At 53.9% G+C, this 23,270-nt stretch carries 25 protein-coding genes, 3 tRNA genes and 1 riboswitch; of the genes, 8 read left to right on the plus strand and 20 right to left on the minus strand.

The features are described 5' to 3' along the window. Window positions 1–55: 55 nt before the first annotated feature. From HYS22_04570 to nuoB, 7 genes are all read right to left on the minus strand, one after another. The gene (locus tag HYS22_04570; GenBank protein MBI1909425.1) at window positions 56–991 is read right to left on the minus strand and encodes a hypothetical protein; all 936 of its coding nucleotides are present in this window, start codon (window positions 989–991) and stop codon (window positions 56–58) included. Between the two features lie 87 nt (window positions 992–1,078). Then, window positions 1,079–2,347: an NADH-quinone oxidoreductase subunit NuoF gene (gene nuoF / locus HYS22_04575; protein MBI1909426.1), complete on the minus strand. Its 1,269-nt coding sequence runs from the start codon at window positions 2,345–2,347 to the stop codon at window positions 1,079–1,081. 2 nt (window positions 2,348–2,349) lie between these two features. Next, window positions 2,350–2,832, minus strand: a complete 483-nt coding sequence (locus HYS22_04580; GenBank protein ID MBI1909427.1) for an NAD(P)H-dependent oxidoreductase subunit E — start codon at window positions 2,830–2,832, stop codon at window positions 2,350–2,352. Further along, complete coding sequence (locus HYS22_04585) at window positions 2,832–4,019, minus strand: NADH-quinone oxidoreductase subunit D (GenBank protein ID MBI1909428.1); 1,188 nt, start codon at window positions 4,017–4,019, stop codon at window positions 2,832–2,834. Before HYS22_04585 ends, HYS22_04580 begins: the two co-directional genes overlap by 1 nt. 1 nt (window position 4,020) lies before the next feature. Then, window positions 4,021–4,491: an NADH-quinone oxidoreductase subunit C gene (locus tag HYS22_04590; protein MBI1909429.1), complete on the minus strand. Its 471-nt coding sequence runs from the start codon at window positions 4,489–4,491 to the stop codon at window positions 4,021–4,023. Next, on the minus strand, window positions 4,491–5,276 hold the full coding sequence (locus tag HYS22_04595; protein MBI1909430.1) for a hypothetical protein: 786 nt from the start codon (window positions 5,274–5,276) through the stop codon (window positions 4,491–4,493). The genes HYS22_04590 and HYS22_04595 overlap by 1 nt, the downstream gene beginning before the upstream one ends. A gap of 20 nt (window positions 5,277–5,296) precedes the next feature. Further along, window positions 5,297–5,782 (minus strand): NADH-quinone oxidoreductase subunit NuoB, encoded by a 486-nt coding sequence (gene nuoB / locus HYS22_04600; GenBank protein MBI1909431.1) that lies wholly within the window; start codon window positions 5,780–5,782, stop codon window positions 5,297–5,299. A gap of 65 nt (window positions 5,783–5,847) precedes the next feature. On the opposite strand from nuoB, the gene HYS22_04605 reads away from it, so the two are divergent. Then, on the plus strand, window positions 5,848–7,506 hold the full coding sequence (locus tag HYS22_04605; GenBank protein ID MBI1909432.1) for a thioredoxin domain-containing protein: 1,659 nt from the start codon (window positions 5,848–5,850) through the stop codon (window positions 7,504–7,506). On the opposite strand, the gene smpB is transcribed toward HYS22_04605, so the two are convergent. From smpB to HYS22_04620, 3 genes are all read right to left on the minus strand, one after another. After that, entirely contained in the window at window positions 7,484–7,942 is a 459-nt protein-coding gene (smpB, locus tag HYS22_04610) for an SsrA-binding protein SmpB (protein MBI1909433.1), read from the minus strand. The genes HYS22_04605 and smpB overlap by 23 nt on opposite strands. Next, window positions 7,935–9,236, minus strand: coding sequence for an amidohydrolase family protein (locus HYS22_04615; protein ID MBI1909434.1), 1,302 nt, complete (start codon window positions 9,234–9,236; stop codon window positions 7,935–7,937). The genes smpB and HYS22_04615 overlap by 8 nt, the downstream gene beginning before the upstream one ends. Before the next feature lie 48 nt (window positions 9,237–9,284). Next, window positions 9,285–9,371 (minus strand) — tRNA-Ser (locus tag HYS22_04620). A gap of 102 nt (window positions 9,372–9,473) precedes the next feature. On the opposite strand from HYS22_04620, the gene HYS22_04625 reads away from it, so the two are divergent. The 4 genes from HYS22_04625 (at window position 9,474) to HYS22_04640 (ending at window position 14,403) form a co-directional block, all read left to right on the plus strand. After that, window positions 9,474–10,835: an NAD-dependent succinate-semialdehyde dehydrogenase gene (locus tag HYS22_04625; protein ID MBI1909435.1), complete on the plus strand. Its 1,362-nt coding sequence runs from the start codon at window positions 9,474–9,476 to the stop codon at window positions 10,833–10,835. Between the two features lie 11 nt (window positions 10,836–10,846). Then, window positions 10,847–10,937, plus strand: a tRNA-Ser gene (locus HYS22_04630). A gap of 392 nt (window positions 10,938–11,329) precedes the next feature. Next, window positions 11,330–14,125 carry a hypothetical protein gene (locus HYS22_04635; protein MBI1909436.1) on the plus strand — a complete coding sequence of 932 codons (2,796 nt, stop codon included), beginning with the start codon at window positions 11,330–11,332 and terminating at the stop codon, window positions 14,123–14,125. Next, window positions 14,125–14,403: a hypothetical protein gene (locus tag HYS22_04640; protein MBI1909437.1), complete on the plus strand. Its 279-nt coding sequence runs from the start codon at window positions 14,125–14,127 to the stop codon at window positions 14,401–14,403. The genes HYS22_04635 and HYS22_04640 overlap by 1 nt, the downstream gene beginning before the upstream one ends. A gap of 31 nt (window positions 14,404–14,434) precedes the next feature. On the opposite strand, the gene HYS22_04645 is transcribed toward HYS22_04640, so the two are convergent. Then, window positions 14,435–14,770, minus strand: a complete 336-nt coding sequence (locus HYS22_04645; protein ID MBI1909438.1) for a 4a-hydroxytetrahydrobiopterin dehydratase — start codon at window positions 14,768–14,770, stop codon at window positions 14,435–14,437. Between the two features lie 276 nt (window positions 14,771–15,046). Here HYS22_04645 and HYS22_04650 point away from each other — a divergent pair. The 3 genes from HYS22_04650 (at window position 15,047) to HYS22_04660 (ending at window position 16,652) form a co-directional block, all read left to right on the plus strand. Further along, window positions 15,047–15,134: transfer RNA gene (locus tag HYS22_04650), tRNA-Ser, on the plus strand. Window position 15,135: 1 nt separating this feature from the next. Beyond that, window positions 15,136–16,197, plus strand: a complete 1,062-nt coding sequence (locus tag HYS22_04655; protein MBI1909439.1) for a permease — start codon at window positions 15,136–15,138, stop codon at window positions 16,195–16,197. An 8-nt stretch (window positions 16,198–16,205) separates the two neighbouring features. Next, a complete protein-coding gene (locus HYS22_04660) occupies window positions 16,206–16,652 on the plus strand; it encodes an arsenate reductase ArsC (GenBank protein ID MBI1909440.1) in 447 nt (148 codons plus the stop codon). On the opposite strand, the gene HYS22_04665 is transcribed toward HYS22_04660, so the two are convergent. The 9 genes from HYS22_04665 to HYS22_04705 all read right to left on the minus strand — a co-directional run bounded on the left by HYS22_04665 (window position 16,597) and on the right by HYS22_04705 (window position 23,233). Beyond that, window positions 16,597–17,763: an MFS transporter gene (locus HYS22_04665; protein MBI1909441.1), complete on the minus strand. Its 1,167-nt coding sequence runs from the start codon at window positions 17,761–17,763 to the stop codon at window positions 16,597–16,599. The two genes, HYS22_04660 and HYS22_04665, sit on opposite strands and share 56 nt — an antisense overlap. Window positions 17,764–17,808: 45 nt before the next feature. Further along, window positions 17,809–18,558 carry a sulfite exporter TauE/SafE family protein gene (locus tag HYS22_04670; protein ID MBI1909442.1) on the minus strand — a complete coding sequence of 250 codons (750 nt, stop codon included), beginning with the start codon at window positions 18,556–18,558 and terminating at the stop codon, window positions 17,809–17,811. Further along, on the minus strand, window positions 18,558–19,463 hold the full coding sequence (locus tag HYS22_04675) for a bifunctional molybdenum cofactor biosynthesis protein MoaC/MoaB (GenBank protein MBI1909443.1): 906 nt from the start codon (window positions 19,461–19,463) through the stop codon (window positions 18,558–18,560). The genes HYS22_04670 and HYS22_04675 overlap by 1 nt, the downstream gene beginning before the upstream one ends. A 16-nt stretch (window positions 19,464–19,479) precedes the next feature. Then, window positions 19,480–20,466, minus strand: a complete 987-nt coding sequence (gene moaA / locus HYS22_04680; protein ID MBI1909444.1) for a GTP 3',8-cyclase MoaA — start codon at window positions 20,464–20,466, stop codon at window positions 19,480–19,482. After that, window positions 20,456–21,079 (minus strand): molybdenum cofactor guanylyltransferase, encoded by a 624-nt coding sequence (locus HYS22_04685; protein MBI1909445.1) that lies wholly within the window; start codon window positions 21,077–21,079, stop codon window positions 20,456–20,458. Before HYS22_04685 ends, moaA begins: the two co-directional genes overlap by 11 nt. After that, window positions 21,063–21,449 carry a molybdenum cofactor biosynthesis protein MoaE gene (locus HYS22_04690; protein MBI1909446.1) on the minus strand — a complete coding sequence of 129 codons (387 nt, stop codon included), beginning with the start codon at window positions 21,447–21,449 and terminating at the stop codon, window positions 21,063–21,065. Before HYS22_04690 ends, HYS22_04685 begins: the two co-directional genes overlap by 17 nt. Window position 21,450: 1 nt before the next feature. Further along, on the minus strand, window positions 21,451–21,696 hold the full coding sequence (locus HYS22_04695; protein MBI1909447.1) for a MoaD/ThiS family protein: 246 nt from the start codon (window positions 21,694–21,696) through the stop codon (window positions 21,451–21,453). Continuing rightward, window positions 21,693–22,916, minus strand: a complete 1,224-nt coding sequence (locus tag HYS22_04700; GenBank protein MBI1909448.1) for a molybdopterin molybdotransferase MoeA — start codon at window positions 22,914–22,916, stop codon at window positions 21,693–21,695. Before HYS22_04700 ends, HYS22_04695 begins: the two co-directional genes overlap by 4 nt. Before the next feature lie 21 nt (window positions 22,917–22,937). Continuing rightward, window positions 22,938–23,063: riboswitch (molybdenum cofactor riboswitch) on the minus strand. After that, complete coding sequence (locus tag HYS22_04705; GenBank protein MBI1909449.1) at window positions 23,057–23,233, minus strand: twin-arginine translocase TatA/TatE family subunit; 177 nt, start codon at window positions 23,231–23,233, stop codon at window positions 23,057–23,059. It overlaps the preceding riboswitch by 7 nt. Window positions 23,234–23,270: the final 37 nt, after the last annotated feature.

The following is a 23,270-nucleotide window of genomic DNA, read 5'->3' on the forward strand; positions in this document are numbered from 1 at the left end:
GCGGGGAAACGGGGGAGCGTCAAGCCTATTTAAGGGACCTACGAGTTTTGAAACTTTAGAGCAAGGGACAGGTGATCGAACCCCCGGCGAGAACGGTATTGCTTTCCCCATTGCCATACGGGTCCTGGCTCCGGACACCACAACAGACCCAAGGGACCGACGCGCCGCCGCCATCGACAGTTACTGCAGCCGAGGTCGTCCCTGTCACCGTCGTGGGGGTGGCACCAAATACAGCGGTGAGATCGGCGGCATCGTTACAGTCGGAGTCGGCACTCACTGCCGCATAGACGCTATAGATGATCCCGGAAGCGTCGCCTATATTATCCGAGGCCACAGACCAGGAACAGGTCAGAGGACACTGGGCCCGGGTACCCTCCCCGTTATCCGCGATTGAAGTGGCCCCCGCAAAGGTCGGCGCGGTTCCGTCGGTGCCGAAGGTATCCAGATTGGCACCCGCAGTCGTGGCATTACCGGATTGATCGTTGATCGTCACATTCGATGGCTTGTCGGTATGGGTGAGGCTCAAGGTACAACCGGCCGTCCCGGTCGGGAGGGTCACCGTAAAGCCGGAGTAGTTCACACACCGACTATTTGTTCCGTCAACCGCCGCGGCCCCGGAAGTCGCCGTTGTGGCACCACAGGTCAACTGGACGGAGGCGGCGGTCGTCACCAGGAAAAAACCACTCTGGATTGTCTGATCGAAACAGACCTGGGCGGTCAGCCCTGTGGTTGCGGTAATACTCCCGTCGGTATTGGAAGGGGTGATCGAGGTCCCGGTGACGGCAAGGGTGATTGCGGCCACCCCACTGGTCCCCTCTTCGGAATCGGCGACGCCGTCATTATCGGTATCGGTACCCCCGGAACCAGCGGCCTGGGTCTCCTCACTCCCATCCCCGACCGTCCCCCCACAACCACCACCGCCGCTCACCTGGCCGGTCAGCAATAGGGTGGAGAGGAAGAGGAGAAAAACCCACTTTATAGACCCTGACATACAAAGGTAGTATACCGATACTCCGGGAAGGGGTCAAGCCATTATTTATCATAATGATAAATAATTATGGGTAATTTATAACTCTATTTAAGCTATCGTTTTGGGACACTTTTTCAGGGAGATGTGGTCCTCAAATTCCTTGCGAAATTTGGTGATGAACGCCTTGGTTGGCATCGCGATTGAATCAGCCAGGACGCAGATCGTCTGCCCGATCATGTTGTCGGAGATATCCAAAAGGAGGTCCAGATCGGAGGCCTTCCCCTCCCCCTCTTCTATCCTTTTAAGAATCTTATGAACCCATCCGGTCCCTTCCCGGCAGGGGGAGCACTGCCCGCAGGACTCGTGGGCATAAAACCGGGCCAGGATCCGGAGCGCCTTGACCAGACAATAATCCTCATCAATCACAATCACCCCGCCACTCCCCAAAAAGGTCCCGAACTTGTTCATCGACTCGTAATCCAGCGTCACCTGCTCCACCTCTTCGGCATTCAGGATCGGCATCGAGGAACCACCCGGGATCACCCCCTTCAGGATCTTCCCGGGCCTTAATCCCCCTGCCTGCTCCTGAAGAAATTTTCTGAGCGGGAACCCCATCTCCACTTCATAGACCCCCGGTTGATTGACAGGACCGGAGATAGAGAAAAGCTTTGTCCCGGAACTTTTTTCAGTCCCCATCTTTTTGTAAGCCCCGGCCCCTTTTTCAATAATATAGGGAAGGGCGCAAACGGTCTCCACATTATTGACCGCCGTCGGACAACCAAACAGGCCCTGAATCGCCGGAAACGGCGGCTTGATCCTGGGGTACCCTCTTTTTCCTTCCAGAGATTCAATGAGCGCCGTCTCTTCACCGCAGATATAGCCCCCCGCCCCGCGATGGGTGTAGATCTCCAGATCATAACCGCTTCCCAAGATATTTTCCCCCAGATACCTCTTGGCCTTTGCCTCTGACAACGCCTGTTCCAGTATTTTGTACTCTCTGAAAAACTCCCCACGGATATAAATATAGGCGGTATGACAACCGATCGCGTAACTCCCAATAATGGTCCCCTCAATCAAACGGTGCGGGTCCTTGAGGAGAAGCGCCCTGTCTTTAAAGGTCCCCGGCTCCCCTTCATCCGCATTCACACAAAGATAAGTTTCTTTTCCACTGTTCTTCGGGATAAACCCCCACTTCATCCCGGCAGAAAAACCGGCCCCTCCCCTTCCCCGTAATCCCGATTTTTTGACCTCTTCAATTACCTCATCCGGTTTTAGGGAAAAGAGTTTTTTTAAGGATGAGTACCCTCCCCTTCCTTCATAGACCGGAAGACTGAAGGCATCAGGAAGGTCAAAATTTTTGGTAAGGACAAGATCCATAACTATTTCAATCTCTCCAATAACCGATCAACATTCTCCGTTGTCTTTAAATCTTCGTGATACTCTTCATTCACCTGAATAACCGGCCCACTCCCGCAGGCGGCCAGACATTCCACCTCTGAAAGGGTAAACTTCCCATCCGGAGTTGTTTCACCCGATCGGATGCAGAGCCTCTTTTCCAGATGACTTAAGGTCTCTTCAGCCCCCTCCATACAACAGGAAAGGTTCGTGCAGACCTGAAGGTGGTATTTCCCGACAGGCTTCTTGTTAAAGAGGGTATAAAAGGTGGCCACCCCATAGATCTGGGCCGGCGGGATATCCAGGATTGAGGCAACATAAGTCATGACCTCTTCACTCACAAAACCAAACTGTTCTTGCGCCAGTCGGAGGAGTGGCAGGAGCGCCGCCTGACGTCCCACTTTTCCTTCCGGGTAACGTTTTAGGATTTCGGAAACCTTTTTTTTGTTTTCTGGCGTGAATTCCATTATCGATCCAATTCTCCCACCACAATATTCAATGATCCCAGCACCGCTACCGCGTCCGCAATCATTCCCCCTTCCACCAGTTTTGGAAAGGCGGAAAAAATCGGGAAACAGGGGGGACGAACCCGAACCCGATATGGCTTCGGCCCACCGTCGCTCACAATATAAAATCCAAGTTCTCCGTTCGCCGCCTCTGTCGCCGAATAAACCTCCCCTTTGGGCGGCTTGATCCCGTCGATAATCAACATAAAATGATTCATCAATCCTTCGATGCTGTTATAAACCTTTTCCTTCGGAGGGAGCGCGATCTTGGGATCATTCACAATCACCGGGCCATCCGGAAGACGATCAAATGCCTGTTCGATAATCCGCCGCGACTGGCGCATCTCATCAAAACGGATCATAAGCCGATCATAAGTGTCTCCGTTCGGCCGCGTCGGGACCTCCCAGTCGAATTCATCGTAGTGGTAATAAGGTTCCGCTTTACGGACATCGTGGGGGACACCGCAGGCCCGGAGACAAGGCCCGGTAAAACCGTAGCTGATCGCCTCCTCTTTGGAAATAACGCCGATCCCCCGCGTCCGGTCAATAAAGATCCGGTTCTTCTCCAGAAGAGTCGCTACTTCCTTGATCGCCTTGTCCAACTCTTTCAAGACCTGTCGGATCCCTTTGATAAAATCATCCGGAAGATCCCTCATCAGCCCACCAATCCGTGTGTAAGCGGTTGTCAACCGTGTGCCGCACATTTTTTCCGTGTAGTCGTAAATTTTTTCCCGGACATTGAAGAAATACCAGAAATTGGTCAGGGCCCCGAGATCCACGGCCGAGGTCCCGATACAAACCAGGTGATCCATGATCCGCGACAACTCACAGATGATGACACGGATGAAGACCGCCCTCTCCGGAATTTCGATCCCCAACAATTTTTCAACCGCCCGGCAGTAACCGACATTGTTCATGAGGGAAGAACAGTAGTTAAGGCGATCCGTGTAAGGGATGACCATTGTCCAAGTCCCATGTTCGGAATGTTTTTCAAAGGCCCGATGGAGGTAGCCAATCTCCGGGTGGGCCCGGACAATCGTCTCCCCATCCAGCTCAATATTGATACGAATCGCCCCATGGGTCGCCGGGTGCGATGGACCCATATTGAGAACCATGGTTTGTGGTTTTTTTTCTGCGGTCTGGCCCATATTAAGGGGTCTCCACCGGTACCGGAATTTTTTGTCTCTTTCCCATCGGGTAATCCTTCCTCAAAGGATACCCCTCAAAGGTCTCCGGCAGAAGGATTCTTTTCAATTGTGGATGCCCGGTAAACCGGATCCCCAGCATGTCGTAGACCTCCCGTTCCTGCCAATCGGCCGTCTTCCAGAGATTTACCGCGGAATCAATCACCGGGTCTTCTTCGGGCAATGCCACCCGAATCCGCAGGCGGTGATTGTTCGCCAGGGAATAGAGATGATAGACCACTTCAAAGCGGGGTTGGCGCCCCAGATAATCAACACCGCAGAGGTCCATCAAGAAATCAAACTGATACCCCTCCGTATCCCGGAGAAAGGAAAGGAGTGAATGACTCTTTTCCCTGGGGACAAGGAGGGTCCAATCACCCAACGCCTCGCTTTTTTCGAGAGGCCCAAACTGGTTTTCTAGAAGTTCGAGGTTCATTAGTAACTCAACCCGTAAAAAACCCCGTCGTTTTGGTCATGGACCAACAGATCGTATTCCTTCTTGGCCACCACCGCCTCTTTTGATTGCGGGAACAAGTTCATCACCTGTTTGAAGGCCCAGAGCCCCTTTCCTTTATAGCGCATCGCCATGTCATCAAGAGCCTGGTCATCCACCTGCATGCCGATCGCCACAAAGGTCCTTGTCTTGAAAAGATACCAGCCATCGGCATACAAACGACCCAAGAGGAGCCAGGCCTGTGGTGCGAGAGGAGACTTCGGGTATTTCTTCAACCAATTGTCGACCTTTGCAAAAACGACCTCCGGATCATTGTTGATCAACTCACCCCCTCTCAGCAAACGAAACGAGGCCTCATCCTGATAACGACTTTTCGGGTACTGTTCCAGCAACTGCCGATAGTGGAGCCCGGTGTACTGGATCAAGATCTGGTCCCCCAGATACTCAAAAGAACCGGACCCATATTTTTCATTGAGACCCTTCACCTCTTTTTCAAAACAGGCCGGGGTCGCCGACAACCGACGTTGGTAGCGATAACACTTGGCGTCCGCCTCTTCATAAAAGTAGGGGGTCAAAATATCAAGGGCGCGGGCCTTTTGAATCAAGGCCTCATCCCCCTTTAAGGTCGCCGTCCTTTGCCACTCCTCTTCTGCCTTTTTCCGGACAGCCAGGGCCTCAGGGGTTTTGAGCCTCAAAAATTTTTCATCAGCGGCAGGGTCACCAGCCCGGACCAAGGGAGAGACCAGCAAGAAAAAGAGTGCTATCACCCTGAGTCTGACGAAGGGTCTCACGAGGCCTCTCTCAATCGTTTCGCCTCCACCTCGATCTTTTCCTGGATCTTGAGGATCCCGTTTAAGATCGCCTCGGGACGTGGGGGACAACCGGGAACGTAAACATCGACCGGGATAATTTCATCGATCCCCTGGAGCACAGAATAATTATTGTAGAAACCACCGGAAGAGGCACAGGCCCCGGCGGCGATCACCCACTTCGGCTCACACATCTGTTCATAAATCCGTTTCAAGATCGGCGCCTGTTTGTAGTTGATCGTTCCTAACACGAGCAAAAGATCGGCTTGGCGAGGGGAAAAACGGACCAGTTCCGCCCCAAAACGGGAGATGTCAAAAACCGAGGAGACCGTCCCCATGAATTCGATCGCACAACAGGCGGTCCCGTACGGGAGCGGCCAGAGGGAATTCTTCCTCCCCCAAGCAACCATCTCGGAGAGTTTGGTGGTCACGACAGCGCCCCCCAGGAGTTCTTTGAGTCCCATAAGGTGAGGAGGATCTTAGACAAAAAGCGATTGCTTTGGCAACCCCCATTCCCCATACTCGTCTCATGAACCGGCTTGGCGAAGAAAAGAGTCCCTACCTCCTTCAACACAAAGACAACCCGGTCGACTGGTACCCCTGGGGAGAGGAGGCGTTCCAGGCGGCCCGCGACCAGAACAAGCCGATCTTTCTCTCGATCGGTTACGCCACCTGTTACTGGTGCCACATGATGGAAAAAGATTCTTTTGAGCGGCAGGAAGTCGCCGACGTTCTCAATCACTATTTCATCAGCATCAAAGTCGATCGCGAGGAACACCCGGATGTCGATCAGATCTACATGGATGCGGTCATGGGATTGACCGGTCACGGCGGCTGGCCGATGAGCGTCTTTCTGACCCCAGACCGAAAACCTTTTTTTGGCGGCACCTTCTTTTGGCGCGCCCAATTTACAGAACTCCTGAAAAAGATCGGAGAGGCGTGGGGAGAGGAGCCAGATAAATTGATCGAATCCGGAAAAGAACTGACTTTATTTTTAGAAGGGAACGACAGCGCCAAACTTGTCTGTAATATTAAGGGGGGTGACACCCAGGGATGCCAGCCCCCCGATGAAAGCCTCCTGAAAGAGGCGTTGGCCCAACTCTCCGGGAGTTTTGACGCCGTTCATGGGGGGTTCGGGCTACCCCCAAAATTCCCGCACAGCATGAGTCTTTCCCTTTTGCTTCGGATCCACCAACGGACCGGCGACGAAAAAGCACTGGCCATCGCCACCAAAACCTTGGAGGCGATGGCCAGTGGCGGGATCTATGACCGGATCGGGGGTGGTTTTCACCGTTACGCCACACGCGCCGACTGGAATGAACCCCATTATGAAAAAATGCTCTACGACAACGCCCTTCTCTCATCGACTTATTTGGAGGCGTATCAAGTCACAAAGGGTGCGTCACCTAACGAGGTGTCACCCAAAAATAAACTTTATGCCGAGGTTGCCCGCGGGACACTTGATTATGTTTTGAAAGAAATGACTGATCCAGAAGGGGGCTTTTATTCAGCGCAAGACGCCGGTCAAGTGGGCAAAGAGGGGGAGTATTATCGTTTGAACAAGGAAGAGAGATCCAGGCACAAGCCGCCGGATAAAGATGACAAGGTCCTCACCTCCTGGAACGGCCTGATGATCGCCACGATGGCGCAGGGGTACTCGATTTTGAAGGAGTCTCGATACCTCGAGGCGGCCCAAAAGGCGGCCCGGTTCATCGAACAGCAACTCTGGCGAGACGGCAGACTCCTCCGTCGTTGGCGCGAGGGGGAGAGCCGCTTTGACGGGACATTGGTCGATTACGCCTTTTTGATCCATGGGCTCCTCAACCTTGATGAAGCCGATGCCGACCGTCACTGGAGGCAATGGGCTAAAGAATTACAAACCAAACAGGATGAACTTTTTTGGGATCCTGAAGGCGGCGGGTATTTTTTCAGCGCCTCTACAGAAACCGCTCTTATCGTCCGTAAAAAAGATTTTAACGACGGCGCTACCCCTTCCGGAAACTCCATCGCCGCCCTGAATCTCCTCCGACTCCACAACATGACGGACAATGCCGCTTACGAAAAAAGGGCGGCCGTTCTGCTCTCTATTTTTTCTGGTCTGATCCCCCGTTACCCCGCCAGCTACGCCCAGGCCTTGATCGCCATTGACAGACGACTCAACCCTCCTAGCCCCTCTTCACTCCCTTAATCCCCCGTTCCATCTCCCGGTCATGAACTTTTTTCTTGAGTGACTCCCGCTTGTCTGAAAATTTCTTCCCCTTGGCCAAAACAATCTCCACCTTGGCCCGGCCCCTTTTAAAATAAATCTTGGTCGGGACGACCGTCAGCCCCTTCTCCTTCATCTTCCCCAAAATTTGATCAATCTCCCGTTCATGCAAAAGAAGTTTCCGGGAACGGAGCGGTTCATGGTTTAAAATATTGGCCGGCGGGTAGACGCTGATATGAAGATTTACCAGATAAAGATCATTCCCCTTAGGCATCACATAACTATCGCCAAGATTCGCCTGTCCGTCCCGAAGCGATTTGACCTCGCTCCCCAAGAGGACCATCCCTGCCTCATACTTGTCTAAAAGGTGATAATGAAAACCGGCCTTACGATTGGTAGCGACGATCTTTTCAGACATGCTTGTCACTACTTTTGAGAGGACGCCCTTCCAGGTAAACTCCTTTGACACTCCCCTCTTGCGTATGACCGATCAACCAAGCCGGTAGTTCCCCCAAAGAGAGATTTTCTTTGGCGGCCACCACGATAAAATCAGCCTTTTTCCCAGCCTCCAGCGATCCAATCTCCCCTTCTAAACCCAAGGCGGTAGCCCCCCCCAGCGTCCCCATCTCCAAAACCTCCTCACTGGTAACCGGTGTCCCTTCCGAACCATGGAGTTCCAAGGCCGCCCTCATCTCTCCCCAAAGGGAGACCGACCCATGCTTCATGGAACCCTGCTTCAGGGAACCCTGGTTGAAACTGAGGTCGGTCCCCAGCCCGACCGGGATCCCGGCATCCAGAATCTTGCGGATCGGCGCCTTTCCCAGTTTGAGATCAATATTACTGCGGGGGCAATGGACCACCGAAGAACGGGCCTGACGGATCAGCCGAAGATCCCCCTCGGAGAGGTGCAGACAGCCAACTAGCGAGGGGCCCGCCTCCAGAAAACCAATGGAGGCGAGGTATTCGATCGGTGTCTTGCGGTGCGGTGGCGGCAGATTCTTGCCCCAACCGGCATGACCAAAGAGGTATTCCGCCACCTCCCCCTTGGAATCGTAGAAAAACTGCATCTCGGCAAACGATTCGGCCGCATGAATCTGCAACGGGATCTTCGATTCCATCGCATGCTGGGCCAACACCTTTAAAAGATGCCGCGAGAGCATAAAGGGGGCGTACGGCGCCACACCGGCACGAATCCGGTGAGAGCCGGCTGCTTTCATCTCCTCCACAAAATCAAGCGAACTCTCAAAAACCTTGTGGATTGACTCCTGTTGGGAAAGGAGGATCTCGGAAAAAGCCACCAGCCGGAGACCCAGACCATCCACCAAAGACCCCGGATCAAAATACCCCCCAACATCCGCCACACAGGTGGTGCCGGATTGGAGTGATCGGACAAGTCCTGTCTGGATCGACTCCCGCCGTCCTTCCGGACTCAAGTTTTTCTTGTAATCGACCAGGGCGATAATGGATTGGACGAACTTGGGTTCTGACCACTGCAACCGGCTGGTCATCAGATCCAGATGGGCATGGGCGTTCACCAACCCCGGCATCAAAACCGCAGGACCAAAATCGATCTGTTCTGTTTTCGGGTACCGCCGGATTAATTCTTCCTGGGTTCCAACAGCCACAATATCGGCTCCCTCCACAAGAAGGGCCCCTTTTTCAATCGGGTCACCAGCAATCGGCAGGAGGTAGCGGGCACAATAAAGAGGCATTATTTAGGAAGGTAACAAAAAGGAAGAGGTCCGGCAAATTAAAAAATGCGGAGGGGGTAGGATTCGAACCTACGGTACCCTTTCGGGTACTCTAGTTTTCAAGACTAGCGCCTTCAACCACTCGGCCACCCCTCCTTAATGGGGGCTCACGTCGCCATCCGCCCCTCTCTCTCGAGTATGCTAAGAAGGGTTATTTTTCAATTGAAAAGGAGGACGAAGGCTTGTAGATCACCCCCGATGCCGTTTCAATCAATCAACCCGGCAACGGGCGAGCTTTGCAAGACCTACCCCGAAACCCCTCGGAAAGAGGCGGAAAGGGCGGCCGAGGAGATCCATGAGGGGTTTCATCGTTGGCGCCGGATTCCGTTGTCAGAGAGGGCTCCCCTCCTTAAAAATCTGGCGCAGGGACTTAAAAAAGGGAAATCCCGTCTGGCCCCCCTTATCACCCAGGAGATGGGAAAGCCGATCGGTCAGGCGGAGGCCGAGGTGGAAAAATGCGCCTGGGTAACCGATTTTTATGCCGATCATGCCGCCGACTACCTCAACCCGAAGGAGGTCACCTCCGATGCCTCAAAAAGCTACATCCGGTACGACCCGTTGGGGGTTATTCTGGCGATCATGCCCTGGAATTTTCCGTTCTGGCAGGTTTTTCGGTGTGCCGTCCCATCCCTCGTGGCGGGGAACGCCATTATTCTCAAGCATGCCCCCAATGTCCCCGGCTGTGCCATTGCGATTGAAGAATTATTCACCCAAGCCGGTCTGAAAGAGATTTTCTGCTCCCTCTTCGCCAGTCTGGAAACCACCGCCCGACTGATTGAATCCCCGTTTGTTCAAGGGGTCTCGCTGACAGGAAGCGACCGAGCCGGAAGCCAGGTGGCCGCACTGGCCGGAAAACACTTAAAGAAGGTGGCCCTGGAGTTGGGGGGCTCGGACCCGTTCATCGTGTTGGAGGATGCCGATTTGAAAACAGCAATCCCTGCCGCCATTGCCGCACGGATGCAAAATTCCGGGCAGAGTTGTATTGCCGCCAAACGGTTTTTGGTCACCGAAAAAATCGCCAAAAAATTTGAGCAGGCGCTGGTGGAGGCGGTGCAGGAACAGAAGATCGGGGACCCGATGGACCTGACAACAACGATCGGTCCGATCGCCAGGGCCGATCTCCTGACCAATCTGGTCCGTCAGGTTGAGGAGTCACGAAAACAGGGGGCCAAGGTCCTCGTCGGGGGAGAGCGATGGGGGAAAAAAGGTTTTTTCTATCTTCCCACCGTTCTTGAAGAGGTCCGTCCCGGTATTTGCGCCTTTGAAGAAGAGACCTTTGGACCGGTCGCTTCTCTGACCACGGTGAAGGACGAAAATGAGGCGGTTGCGCTGGCCAACAAAACCGCGTATGGTCTCGGGGCCAGTCTTTGGACAAAAGATTTGGCAAAAGCGGAACGGTTGGCCTCCCAGATTGAAGCGGGGGCTGTTTTCATCAACGGGGTTGTCCACTCGGACCCGCGTCTTCCGTTTGGAGGGATCAAACGTTCCGGCTATGGCCGCGAACTGGGACGCGAAGGGATTTTAGAATTTACGAACGTAAAGACTGTTTGGATTAAATGAGCGGTAGTGCGGGAAGGGTGGCCGAGTGGCCGAAGGCGGCGGTTTGCTAAACCGTTATACGGTTGAAAAGCCGTATCGGGGGTTCGAATCCCCCCCCTTCCGCAAAAGTCGGTGCGCCCCCTTTGGGGCGAGCCGACTTTTTTGTTGGGGGGATTCGAAGCCGACCCGAAGCGCGTCCAGTGGACGAAAAGCGAGCCGTGGCTCACTCCACGGCGAGCGACAGCGAGGGCGGCCGGGTTCCGGAGGAGGAGTGAAACGACGGGGGAGGAACGAATCCCCCCCCTTCCGCATTGGGTCGAGAGTCAAAAAAATGGTGTGATCGTCAAAAATCCAACGGTTTTTGGGGGGAGGCTCCCGGTTTCGACTACCCATAAGGATCTTGGATAGTTATAACTGTTTAGAAACTCGATGAAATTGGGTATACCAAAAAACTGAGGGGTTAAGTTGTCTTTGGCACATCTCTTGCTTCTAGGGTATCTTAGAGGAGAGAGACGATGCGGTTTCGGCCATTCTCGCCAAAGGTGATTCACCCAAGGGTGATTCACCCAAAGGTGTTTTTCGGGTTCTTCGGGGCGATTCTCTTTCTTGGTTCTCAAACAGTTTTTGCCTCCCCCCCGATCCAGATCGGTTACCAGGGGTTCATCGCGGATGACCAAGGGGTCCTGATCGATGGGCCTGCCTCCTTCAAATTTTGCATTGCGGGCGATGCCGGCAAGGGGGCCGGTTCCTACCTTTGGTGCCACGACAACCGGTCGGGAGGGGTCGGAGAACCGACCGGGGCGATCGATCTGGATGTCAAGGCCGGTTTTTTTAGCGTGGTGATGGGGGATGACGCGATTCCCGGCATGGAGGAATTGCCCTCGGAAATCTTCGATACGGAAGAACAACTCTACCTTTGCAGCTGGTTCAAGGAAGAAAACAAGCCTTTTGAAAAACTGGAGCCGTGTCAAAAATTTACCTATAGCGCCTTCGCCATCAATACGGCGGGGGGTGGTTCGGGCGGGGGGGGTGCCAGGAATGGGGACCTGACGGTGGAAGAGGGAAACCTGATCCTTCCCAAAGGGACGGCGTATGTTTCGGAGCTCTTCTTGGGACCCGGTGTCCCGGGAACCTTCGCGGGACGGTTTTTCTACGATGCGGCAGCCGACCAGTTCAAGACCTGTACCCGCAGTGGTTGTGATTCAATCGGGGGCGGCAGTACCAACACATCCGGCTTTATGCGGAAAAATGTGAATGAAACCAGTCTCGGCATGATTACAGCCGGTGGTTTTGTCACCTCCGGGGTGGTCACCACCGGAGCGCTTATTTCCGGGAGTTTGACCAACAGCGGGAACCTGACGGTCGATACCAATACCCTGAAAGTGGATGCTAGTAATAACCGTGTCGGGATCGGGACAGCGACCCCCTCGTACCCATTCCATGTCACCAGCTTGCTGACCAATACCCATCTTGCCTATATCGATGGGACCTCGGTGACGACCGGGAACGCGCTGACCATCCAGACCGACAGTTCGCTTACCACCGGTACCGCCCTCCGGATCCTTTATGACGACGCGAATATGGCGGATGGGGAAAACATCCTGGAGGTGATCAATCAGGACAGTCTTGGAAACCAGACTAGTCGGTTTGCCGTCCGCGAGGATGGTCAGGTTATGATTAACGGGACGATTTTGAGTTCGACCTATTCCGGCACCTCGGCGGTGATCGTCTCCTCCGGTACCGGTCAGGATCTCACGCTCGATGGTGGTAACGGATCGGTTCTGGTCGCGAGCGGGGATACCCTCACGGCAGGAAGCGGCAACTGGTCGATTAACGATTTGGGGAATACCAGTTTTAATATCATGAATACCGGCACGGTCCAGACCGGTGGAACCATACGGATTACCAGCGGTGGGGCGTTGCAAAATATCACCTCCCTCACGACGACCGGGGCGATCAGTTCCAGTTCGACGATTGCGACAACGAGTACGAATGCGGCGGGTGGTTCTGCCAATCCGTTGGATATCACCAGCACTCTGGGGGCCTTTGACGGTTCGGATGATTATACGGCCCTTGACCTCAACCTGACAAACGCCAACCACAGTGGCACCGGGAATACGGTTCAGGGTTTGGACATCAGCGGGATTACCGGGGATACCGAGGCGACCGAGACGGCAATCAAGGTCGGGGCGGGATGGGATGCTGGTTTGGATCTCAATCAAAATACGATCGTTTTTGAAGAGACCGATGCAGGGACGGAGACGGTGACGGTCCAGCCCCCGGCGACGGTTGCCGGAAATGTCACCCTGACACTGCCTTCTTCCACAGGGACCTTGGCCCTCACGACGAGTAATGTCTCGACGGCGACGGCGTTGGCGGCGAACGGATCGAACTGTGCGGCAGGGAGTTATCCTTTAGGAGTGAATGCCTCGGGGGCGGTGGAGAGTTGTACGGTAGCCGATTCAGTCTCCTCCACAACCTGGGGAGGGGATCTGACCGGGACCGGTTCTTCACCGACTGTTGCCGACAATTCGATTGATGGTACCGACATCGCCCTCGGCTCCGATGCCCAGGGAGATGTCCTGTACTACGACGGTACCAACTGGGCAAGACTGGGTGCCGGGACGTCGGGGCAATTTCTGAAAACTAACGGGGCCGGGGCCAATCCGGGTTGGGCAACTGTCAGTGGTACGGGGACCGTGACCAGTGTCGATTCGGGGGGTGGTTTGACGGGAGGGGCGATTACCGGGTCGGGGACGCTCGCGGTGGGTGCGGGGACCGGGATTGTAGTCAATGCCGATGATGTAGCGGTCGATGTCGGGACAACCGCTGATAAAATTGTGCAGTTGAACGGATCGGCCCAGATCCCGGCGGTGGACGGGGCGTTACTGACCGCCATCCGGCCGGGAAACATTGTGAATGTGACGGATACCACCTCCCAAAGTTTGACCGATGCCAATGAGGTGATTACTGATAGCAACCCCTCCATCACACCGGTTAGCACGGCGAGTCGTATCTTGGTAATGATTAGCGTCAACATCGATTCCGATAATTCCGATGATGAGGTCAACGTCTTTGAGGTCTGGCGCGGCGGGACCGGCTGTAATGCGGGGGGGGCGACACAGGTCGGGGGGGATCTGAAGACCTTTACCACCAACGCGACCGAATTTCGAAGCACCTCGGCGATCTTTGTCGACAGCCCGTCAACGACCAACGCTACCACTTATCGGCTCTGTCACAGTTCTGATGCAACGGGAACCGTCAGCAATGATACCGTGACGGTGAGCATTACGTTGATGGAGATCCTCTAATGAACCGGCTTCGTTCCCCTTTCCTTCTAGTCTGCCTCGGGTTGTTTTTTCTGGCCGGTTGTAAATTGGGGGAGGATAGAGAGGAACGGGCGACGGAGAACGTTCCACTTCCAGGGAGTGAACATTACCAGGTTCTGGATGCCTCCACCCAGGGGGGGCGTGCCAAGGCCGACTCCTCCAGCTATCAGGCGATTTTTGAGATCAGCAGTCTGAACAGCCAAACGACATCGGCCGGATACGCCACGAAGCCTTTTCTGGGACTTTTTTCAGAAAAATAAAACAGACCTGGGCTTAATTTCCGACGGGCGATCAAATAATCTGACCGATCTTGGCCGCGAGGATGAAATCGTTTTCGTGCAGGCCACCGATCTTGTGGGTATAGACTTCCAGCCGGACATTTTTCCAGCCGTGGACCAAAATATTGGGGTGGTGCCCCTCTTCTTCCGCCACTGCGGCAACCTTATTTACAAACGCCATCGCCTCTTTAAAATTGGTGAACTGATAATCCCGTGTCAGGCGGAAAGGTTCATCATCCGAAAGGACCCAACCCGGGAGCCCCTTGAGAGAAGGGATAATCTCTGCTTTTTGGAGCGGCGGGATCCCGACGGCGCAAGGACCGCATTTTTTGGAAGTGAGCTTGTTCATCGGTTCACTTCTATAGCATTTCAACTTTTTATTTGTACGATAGTGCGGATAAAAAGTTAGAAATACTTATGGTTTATTAACAAAAATGTACTCACTAAAAGTTAATCAACCATACTACAATCACCATTAGGCTTCAACCTCAAGTTTTTGTTTCCAACTTGCCTTCGTCGTTCGGGCAGATTATGGGAAGAGAGTTTGGAAGGGTGGCCGAGTGGTTGTCCGCCAGAGGCGGATCCGCCTTAGGCGGAAAGGTAAGAAGATATTAAAAGAGCTTTTGGAGAGGTGGGTGAGTGGTTGAAACCGTCGGTCTCGAAAACCGATATACCCTAAAAGGGTATCGAGAGTTCGAATCTCTCCCTCTCCGCATGTCCCCGAGTAGTGACCCCTGTTGCCACGAGTCTCCGAGAGCCGCCTCGCCCGGATGGGGAAAACGTTTTCTAGGGAATAAGCTCCTCCTCATCGGTCTGGCAGACCTCCTCCTTTATAGTAGCGGGTTTGTCTTTCCCCCCTTGAGGCCGTTTCAGGAGTCATTCCGTGGTTACCTCCGAATGATCTGGTGGGCGCTCGCCTTTGGTTTCCTGCTGGCGGGAGTCATCGACCGGTATATCCCGACCGAATATGTCTCCAAGATCCTGGCCCGTCCTTCCAAGAAAACCATTCTCTACGCCTCCGGCCTCGGGGTATTGATGAGCGCCTGCAGTCACGGCATCCTGGCGATCGCAATAGAGCTCCACAGAAAAGGGGCCTCGGGACCGGCAGTCATCAGCTTCCTCCTGGGAAGCCCCTGGGCCAATCTGCCGGTGACACTCCTGTTGATCGGATTTTTTCATGGCAAGGGATTGGTGATTATCGGTGCCGCCCTAGGAGTCGCGATCACTACCGGTCTTCTCCTGCAACTCCTGGATCGTTGGGGATGGATTGAAACGAATAAGAACACGGCCATGATCGATCCTGATTTTTCGATCCGCACCGATCTTTACCGCCGGTGGCAGGAACGTCAGTGGGATGGCAAGACCCTCATTTCCGATGCGAGAGAAATCTTCAAAGGGGCGGTGGCCATGGCCAACATGATCGGTTGGTGGCTTCTCTTGGGGATTACGCTGGCCGGCCTGATCAGTGCCTTTGTCCCCTCTCACCTTTTTCATACCTACCTGGGGCCTTCACTCACCGGCCTCCTCCTGACACTCGCGGCGGCAACAGTCATTGAAGTCTGTTCCGAAGGATCAGCGCCATTGGCCTTTGAAATTTACCGGCAGACCGGGGCCTTTGGCAATACCTTCACCTTTTTGATGGGGGGAGTGGTGACTGATTACACCGAGATCGGTCTCGTCTGGACCAATTTAGGGTGGAAAACCTCACTCTGGATGGTCGCCTTGACCGTGCCGCAGGTGCTATTGATCGGTTGGTTGATGAACCAGGTTTTTTAGGAGAAGAAATGAAATCGATCCTTTTTATCTGTGTCGGAAATGCCTGCCGCAGTCAAATGGCCGAAGGATTTGCACGAGCCTACGGACCGGAAGACTTGATCGTTTACAGCGCAGGATCTAATCCGGCCGGGTTTGTCGCGCGAGAGGCTGTCGAATTTATGGAAGAGAAAGGGATCGATATCTCAAAACACTACTCAAAAGGCGTTAGCAACATCCCCATCAAGGAGTTCGATGTTGCAGTAACGATGGGGTGTGGTGATTACTGCCCCGCCGTAAAGACCAAGACGATCATTCATTGGCAGATCCCAGATCCCTTTGGCCGTTCCCAAGAATTTTTCCGGGAGGTTGGGGATGACCTAGAAACCAAGGTAGGGGAGCTACTAAAAACTGTTGAAAAAGCTAAACCCGTATCGGCCTCAAGAACAATAAAACCGAGGCGGCAAAGGCCAGGCTAGCCCCCATCAAAAAGGCGCTGGCCGCGCCCCACTGCTGCCAGACAAGGCCGAAGATCAAGCTGGCCGGAAAGGCGGCGATCCCGACAACAAAATGATAAAACCCAAATCCGGTCCCGCGGAGTTCCGGTGGGACAAGCCTTGAAACGAGCGCCCGTTCGGCCGGTTCCACCAAACCAAAGTAAACCCCATACGCCAGAAAAATGGTGATAAGCGCCGTGGGGGATTGAAAAACGGCAAAAGCCAAATAAACAGCGGCATAAAAAATCCAGCCAATAAGGATCATCGGGCGAGGACCGATTTTGTCGGAAAATCGGCCTCCCCAATAGGTTGAAAAACTTTTAAAGAGGTGGTGCAAGGACCACAAAAGGGCAATCCCGCTCGCGGTAACCCCTGCCTTGGACAACCGGAGGATCAGAAAGGCATCGGTAGAATTACCGAGGGCAAAAAGGAATAGCACCAGTAAAAAGAATTTAAAATTGGGAGTCAATCGCCGCCACCCGGTAGAGAGATTGAACGGTTGAACCGGCTCCGTCGTAAAATCTTTTTTATCTTCCTTTAACCCCAGGAGGAGGATCAGAAGTGCGATCACCCCGGGAATCGCGGTGAGAAGGAAAATTTTTCGCAAACCAAAACCGGGGATCATCAGCAAGAGGGCCGCCACCAAGGGACCGACCACCGCACCGGTATGATCCATCGCCCGGTGAAAACCGTAAGCGGTCCCCCTCTGTTCGGGAGGAGTGACATCGGCAATCAGGGCATCACGAGGTGACGTCCGCAACCCCTTCCCTACCCTGTCAAAAAACCGCAGGGCAAAAACAAACGGCCACGAACGGGCAATCCCGATCAATGGCCGAACCAACCCGGCAAGCCCATAGCCAGAAACGATGAGCGGTTTCCTTTTTTTTACCGCATCTGTCCAGAGTCCGGAAACAACTTTTAAAAGGGAGGCGGTCGCCTCGGCAACCCCTTCAATCAGACCCAGCGCCACCAGACCAGCCCCGAGGAGGCTGGAGAGAAAAACCGGAAGCAACGGGTAGACCATTTCGCTTGAAAAATCGTTGAAGAAACTGACCAGGCCCAACAGGAGAACGGTGCGCGGGATCTTTTTCATACCAAGGTGGTTTACCTAATAACTGGCTCGTTTTGAAAAGGATACTTATTTTTGGAGAAGGAGTCTCCCCGAAATATACAGGATGAGGAGGGCGGTGATCCTTTGGATGGCAAGCCTTGGGAGTTTTTGAGAACCGAGACGACTGCCGATCTGCCCCCCCAGAAAAACGGCAACCAACAGGGGAAGAACCTCCGAGATCTCAAAAGAGAGTCCGCTTTTTGAAAACTGCCCGATCAGGCCGGCCATGGAATTAACCAGAATGAAAAAACTGGCGGCCGCGGCGGCCTCTTTGGAATCGGCCCATCCGAGAATCATCAGAAGCGGGGAAAGATAGATCCCCCCTCCGATCCCGACCAAGCCTGAAAAAAAACCCAAAACAGCACCGATCGGAATCCCCGTAACCCAGGCGTTTCGCCAAGAGAGTTCTGTTCGTCTTTCAAAAGAGTACCCGGATAAAAGCATTCGCAAAGCGGCAACGGCTAAGGAAATCCCCAAAAGGAGGGTAAACAATTTTTTCCCTATCGGGACTGTTCCCCCGTAATAAGCCATCGGGATCGAACTCACCACAAACGGCAGGACTCGTCGCAGCGAAAAATGTCCCCCTTTTATAAAAAACCAACAACCCCCGCAAACCACCACCAGGTTGCAGAGTAGCGCCGTCTGCGGCATGGATTGATAAGGAACCGAAAAAAAAGCGAGCAGGGCCAGATAGGTAGAGCCACCGCCGAAACCGGCCATGGAATAAATCAGGGCGGTCAGAAAGAATAGAGGAACAAGAACGATCCAGAGCTCCATCAGTGCCCTCCCCCTTTCATCATGTTAAAAATGTGGAGGGCGTTTGGAAAAACGGCGGCGATCGATTCCTTCACCCCGCGCGAAGAACCGGGGAGTGTTATCAGCAGTGTCTTGCCGCGCACGCCAACAACCCCTCTTGAGAGCATCGCATAGGGGGTCCGCCGCTGGCCGTAGGAACGGATCGCCTCCGCAATCCCCGGAACCTCCCGTTCGATCAATTCACGCACCGTTTCCACGGTCAGATCCCTCGGCCCCAGACCGGTGCCACCGGTTGTCAGGATCAGATCGATCCCCTCCTCCGTCCAGCCGAGCAGTTTTCTCCGGATCTCGGTCTTATCATCCGGCACGACCTCATAATGTCGAACAGTGACCGGAAATTTTTGTACCTCCTCCGCAATGATCCTCCCTGATTTGTCCTCCTTTTTCCCGGACGAGACGCCGTCAGAGGTCACCAGGACAGCGGCGCAGAGCGGTTTTAAGAACTCTTCTTTGAAGTCGCTCTTCCCTCCATGTTTTTCCAGAAGCCTGGTCTCGCCGATGACGACCTCCTTATCAATCCCTTTGAGCATGTCATAAATGGTGAGCGCGGTCACAGAGGCCGCTGTCAGCGCCTCCATTTCAACACCGGTCTTGCCAACAGTCCGCACCTCCGTCCTGATAATAATTTTTCCATCACCCAATTCGTACCGGATGCCGACGTAATCCAGGGGTAGCGGGTGACAGTAGGGGATTAATTCCCAGGTCTTCTTGGCCGCCATGACACCGGCCGCACGGGCCACATCAAGAACATCCCCTTTGGGGGTTTCTCCTCTCTCCGCCCGCGCGATCGTTTCCTGTCTGGCCAAAACTCTCGATTCGGCGATCGCTGTCCTGAGTGTTTCAATCTTTTCCGAAATGTCGATCATAAAACCCTCCTTTCAGTCATCCCCCGATCCCAAACATGCAGGGGGTCCGCTCCCCATCGCTTTGACAAAAACCGTCGTGCCCTTCCCTTTTCCCCTGCAAGAGAGAAACAACCTCATTGGCAATTCCCTCGTCGGTAAAATTTTCATTGCGGAGAAAGTCCCGCAGGGAAAAAGAACCGTCATAGGCGAGGCAATCCTGAAATCGGCCGTCGCTGGAGATCCGGACCCGGTTGCAACTGCCACAGAACGGCTCGGACACCGGACTGATGAAACCGACCAGCGTCCCCAATTCACCCACCTTATAATAGACCGCAGGGCCACTCCCCACCCGTTCCGTTGAGGGGATTAAGGTGAACCTCTGCCTGAGGCGTTTCTTCACCTCTTCCAAGGGAACAAAAAGCCCCGGTGCCAGCTGTCGGGCCGGTCCGATCGGCATCAGTTCGATCAGACGGAGGACAAGTTCATTCCGCGCGGTAAATTCAAGGAGTTTCTCGACCTCACCATCGTTGATCCCCTTTTGAACCACCATGTTGATCTTGATCGGTGAAAGACCGACCCGTCTTGCCTCCTGGATCCCTTTCAAGACATCCCCAAGATTTCCCCATCGGGTAATCTTTCTAAAAATTTCGGGATCGAGGCTATCCAGATGGATGTTCGCCTTTTTAAGGCCGGCCTTTCTCAATTCTTTGGCGAGTGGCGCGAGGAGAATCCCGTTGGTTGTGAGCAGAACTTCTTCGATCTGCGGAATCGCCTTGAGCTCTCTCACCAATTCAGGGAGCCCCTTTCTGACGAGCGGCTCCCCCCCGGTCAACCGGATACGCCGGATCCCCAAACCGGCCAGGATTCTCGCCAACCGGATAATCTCTTCAAAGGAAAGGATCTCCTCATGACAGGCTCGCACAACACCCTCAAGCGGCATACAGTAGGAGCATCGGATGTTACAAAGCTCTGTCACGGAGAGACGGAGGTAATCAATCTTTCTGGCAAAACGATCAATCAGCATGCCGTTCCTCCAATAATTTCAAATCCTCAGGCCTGTTCACACTCAGACAGGAATCCCCCTCGACAGGAAACCACCTGACCTGAGTCAACTGGGTGCAAAATTCCTTCATCGAAAGTTTTCCCGTTTTAAGACAATGACAGACGTGAGGTAAAACGTGCCGCGAATAGAGGGCCATCAGGTACTGCGGCTCTCCATGATGATGGGGGTGCTTCACCCAAGGGATCACCGCCTCGATTTCATCCTCCACCGCAACGATCTGCCGGATCACCGCCGGATCAAGGAGCGGCATGTCACACCCGACAACAAAGATCCTGGAGTTGGTGGTATGGCGGAAGGCGGCAAAAATCCCCCCAAGCGGCCCTTGGTCCGGTTCCTCGTCTTGTATAATCAGGGGCCCCGTCAGCGGCCCCGTCTTTTGGCACAACTGAAGATGAGTGTAAACTTCGGGGGTATTGGTGGCCAAAAGAATTTCGCCGAATACCGAACCGATCACCTCCAAAATTCCTTCGATAAGAGGCCGCCCCTTGAAAAGGGCAAACGCCTTGTTGGAGCCAAAGCGGGATGATTTGCCACCTGCCAGAATGACGCCGGTCACGTCAGAAATTTTGGGCATATTTTTTCTCCTTACTTTTCCAGATCGGAACCCCTTTTTTGATTTCATCAATGATAAACTGGCAGGCCTCGAAGGCCTCCCTTCGATGGGGAGAGGAAACGGCAATAACCAGAGACGCCTCCCCCACCGGCACCCACCCGATTCGATGAACAACAGCAATCTTTTCAATGGGCCATTTTTCTTTTGCCGATTGTACGATTTTTTCCATCTCACGAACTGCCATCAATCGATGCGCCTCGTAAAACAGTCCTTCAATACCATCCTCACTACGAACGGTGCCGATAAAAGGGACGATGGCGCCCGCCGACTTCGTGGCGACCGATTGAAACAGTTTCCAGACCTCGATCGGCTTTTCTGTGATCTCAATCATTTCAGCCTCCACTCACCGGGGGGATAAACGCAAGTTCGTCACCATCGTGAACCAGCGTCTCCGACGGCACATACTCACAGTTGACGGCGAAACGGGTTGACGGGAGAAACCGTCCCGCCTCGGAACGATCACTAAAAAGCCTGAGAAAGAGCTCCTGGGCGGGACAGGGTCGATCAATCTCGACAGTTGCCTCTTCCGACCGAAACCGATTTTTGAGCGTCGCAAAAAAAAGCAGTTTGATCTTCATCGCTCCCCCTCCAAGAGTTCGATCTCAACCGACTCCCCTTTATGAATTTTTTCTTGGGAGGCCGGGATGATCAGCGTCGCATTTGCCCTGGCGAGCGGCAGAAGCCTTGCCGACCCTTGAACCCCCGCTGACCGGGCGAGGTAGTGTCCCCCAATATAGTTGACGACCCCACGTAGATAATCTTCCTTTCCTTTCGTCCCGGCCAGTTCTTCCTCGGCCTCGGCAACCCTCCTCTCGCGAAAAGGTTGGCGGGCCCCCATCATCTTGAGAAGGGCTGGCCTTACAAACCGGTCGAAGACCATGTAGGCAGAAACTGGATTACCCGGAAGACCAAAGACAACCGTTTTACCTCTGGTTCCAAAAAGTAACGGCTTCCCAGGCTTGATTGCCACTTTATGAAAAAGGATCCTGGCCCCCAGCTTTTGAAGAACCTTGGGAACCAGATCGTAGTCACCAGCGGAGACCCCTCCCATGGTGATCAAAACATCATACTTCAACTGTTGTTGGATTGTTTGGGCCAGATCCTCCTCGATATCAGACACCTTCGAGACCACAGCCGGTTCAAGCCCTATCTCCTGAAGAGAAGAGATCAGGGCAGGACCGTTGCTATTATAAATTTCTCCATCACAAAGCGGACGCCCCGGTTCGACAAGCTCACTGCCGGTGGAAATAATCGCCACCCGGGGTTGACGAAAGACAGAAATATTTTGAATCCCAACAGAGGCAAGAAGGGCAATGGTCCTGGGGGTGATCCGCTCACCCACTTCCAAAATCTTTTGCCCTTTTAAAACATCCTCCCCCGCCTTGCGGACGTTATCGCCATGAACAACAGACCTAAAGAGACGGCAACTTTTCCCCTCGGATTGGGCCTCCTCGAACGGAACAACCGCATCCACTCCTGCTGGAAGAGGAGCCCCCGTCATAATTCGAACGGCTTGGTTCGAAAGTAAGGGCGACCGGCCGGTCGCCCTTACAGGACCTGCCCCAACCGTGTTGGCTACTTCGAGCGAGACCGGCGAGGAGAGACAAGCCGCCTTTGTATCGCCGCTACGCACTGCGAAACCATCCATAGCGGCATGAGTAAAAGGCGGGAGACAAATTGGGGCAAAAATGGGCGAGGCGAGCCGTCGGAACAGCGTTTGGCACAATGACAACGCCTCTTCCCCAAGGGGGACAACATTCTCAAGGATGATTTTATGTGCCTCATTGGCGGTAATCATAGGCTCTTTTCCAATTCAGCAAGGGCTATTCATCGATTGCCCCTACATCGGGAGGCGATGCCGTTTCCAACATCGCCCCGTCCCGTTCCCCATGCCCCGAGCGAAGTCGAGGGGTTTAGGGGGACAAGATCAGAAACATTTTAAAGTTTTAACTGGTCCTTAATCTCCTTTGTCTCCTTCTCGGCCTCCTTCATCCCCCCCTTGAAATTTTTTAAGAAATCAGCGAGCCCCTTTCCCAGGGCGGGGAGTTTGCTCGGGCCGAAAATAAGAATCAGCACCCCCACAATGATCGCAATCTCCCATGGTCCTAAACGCATAAAACCTCCTCGGGTGAACCACCCTTGGGTGAATCAC

Source organism: Deltaproteobacteria bacterium, assembly GCA_016177765.1.
GTDB lineage: Bacteria > UBA10199 > UBA10199 > JACPAL01 > JACOUP01 > JACOUP01.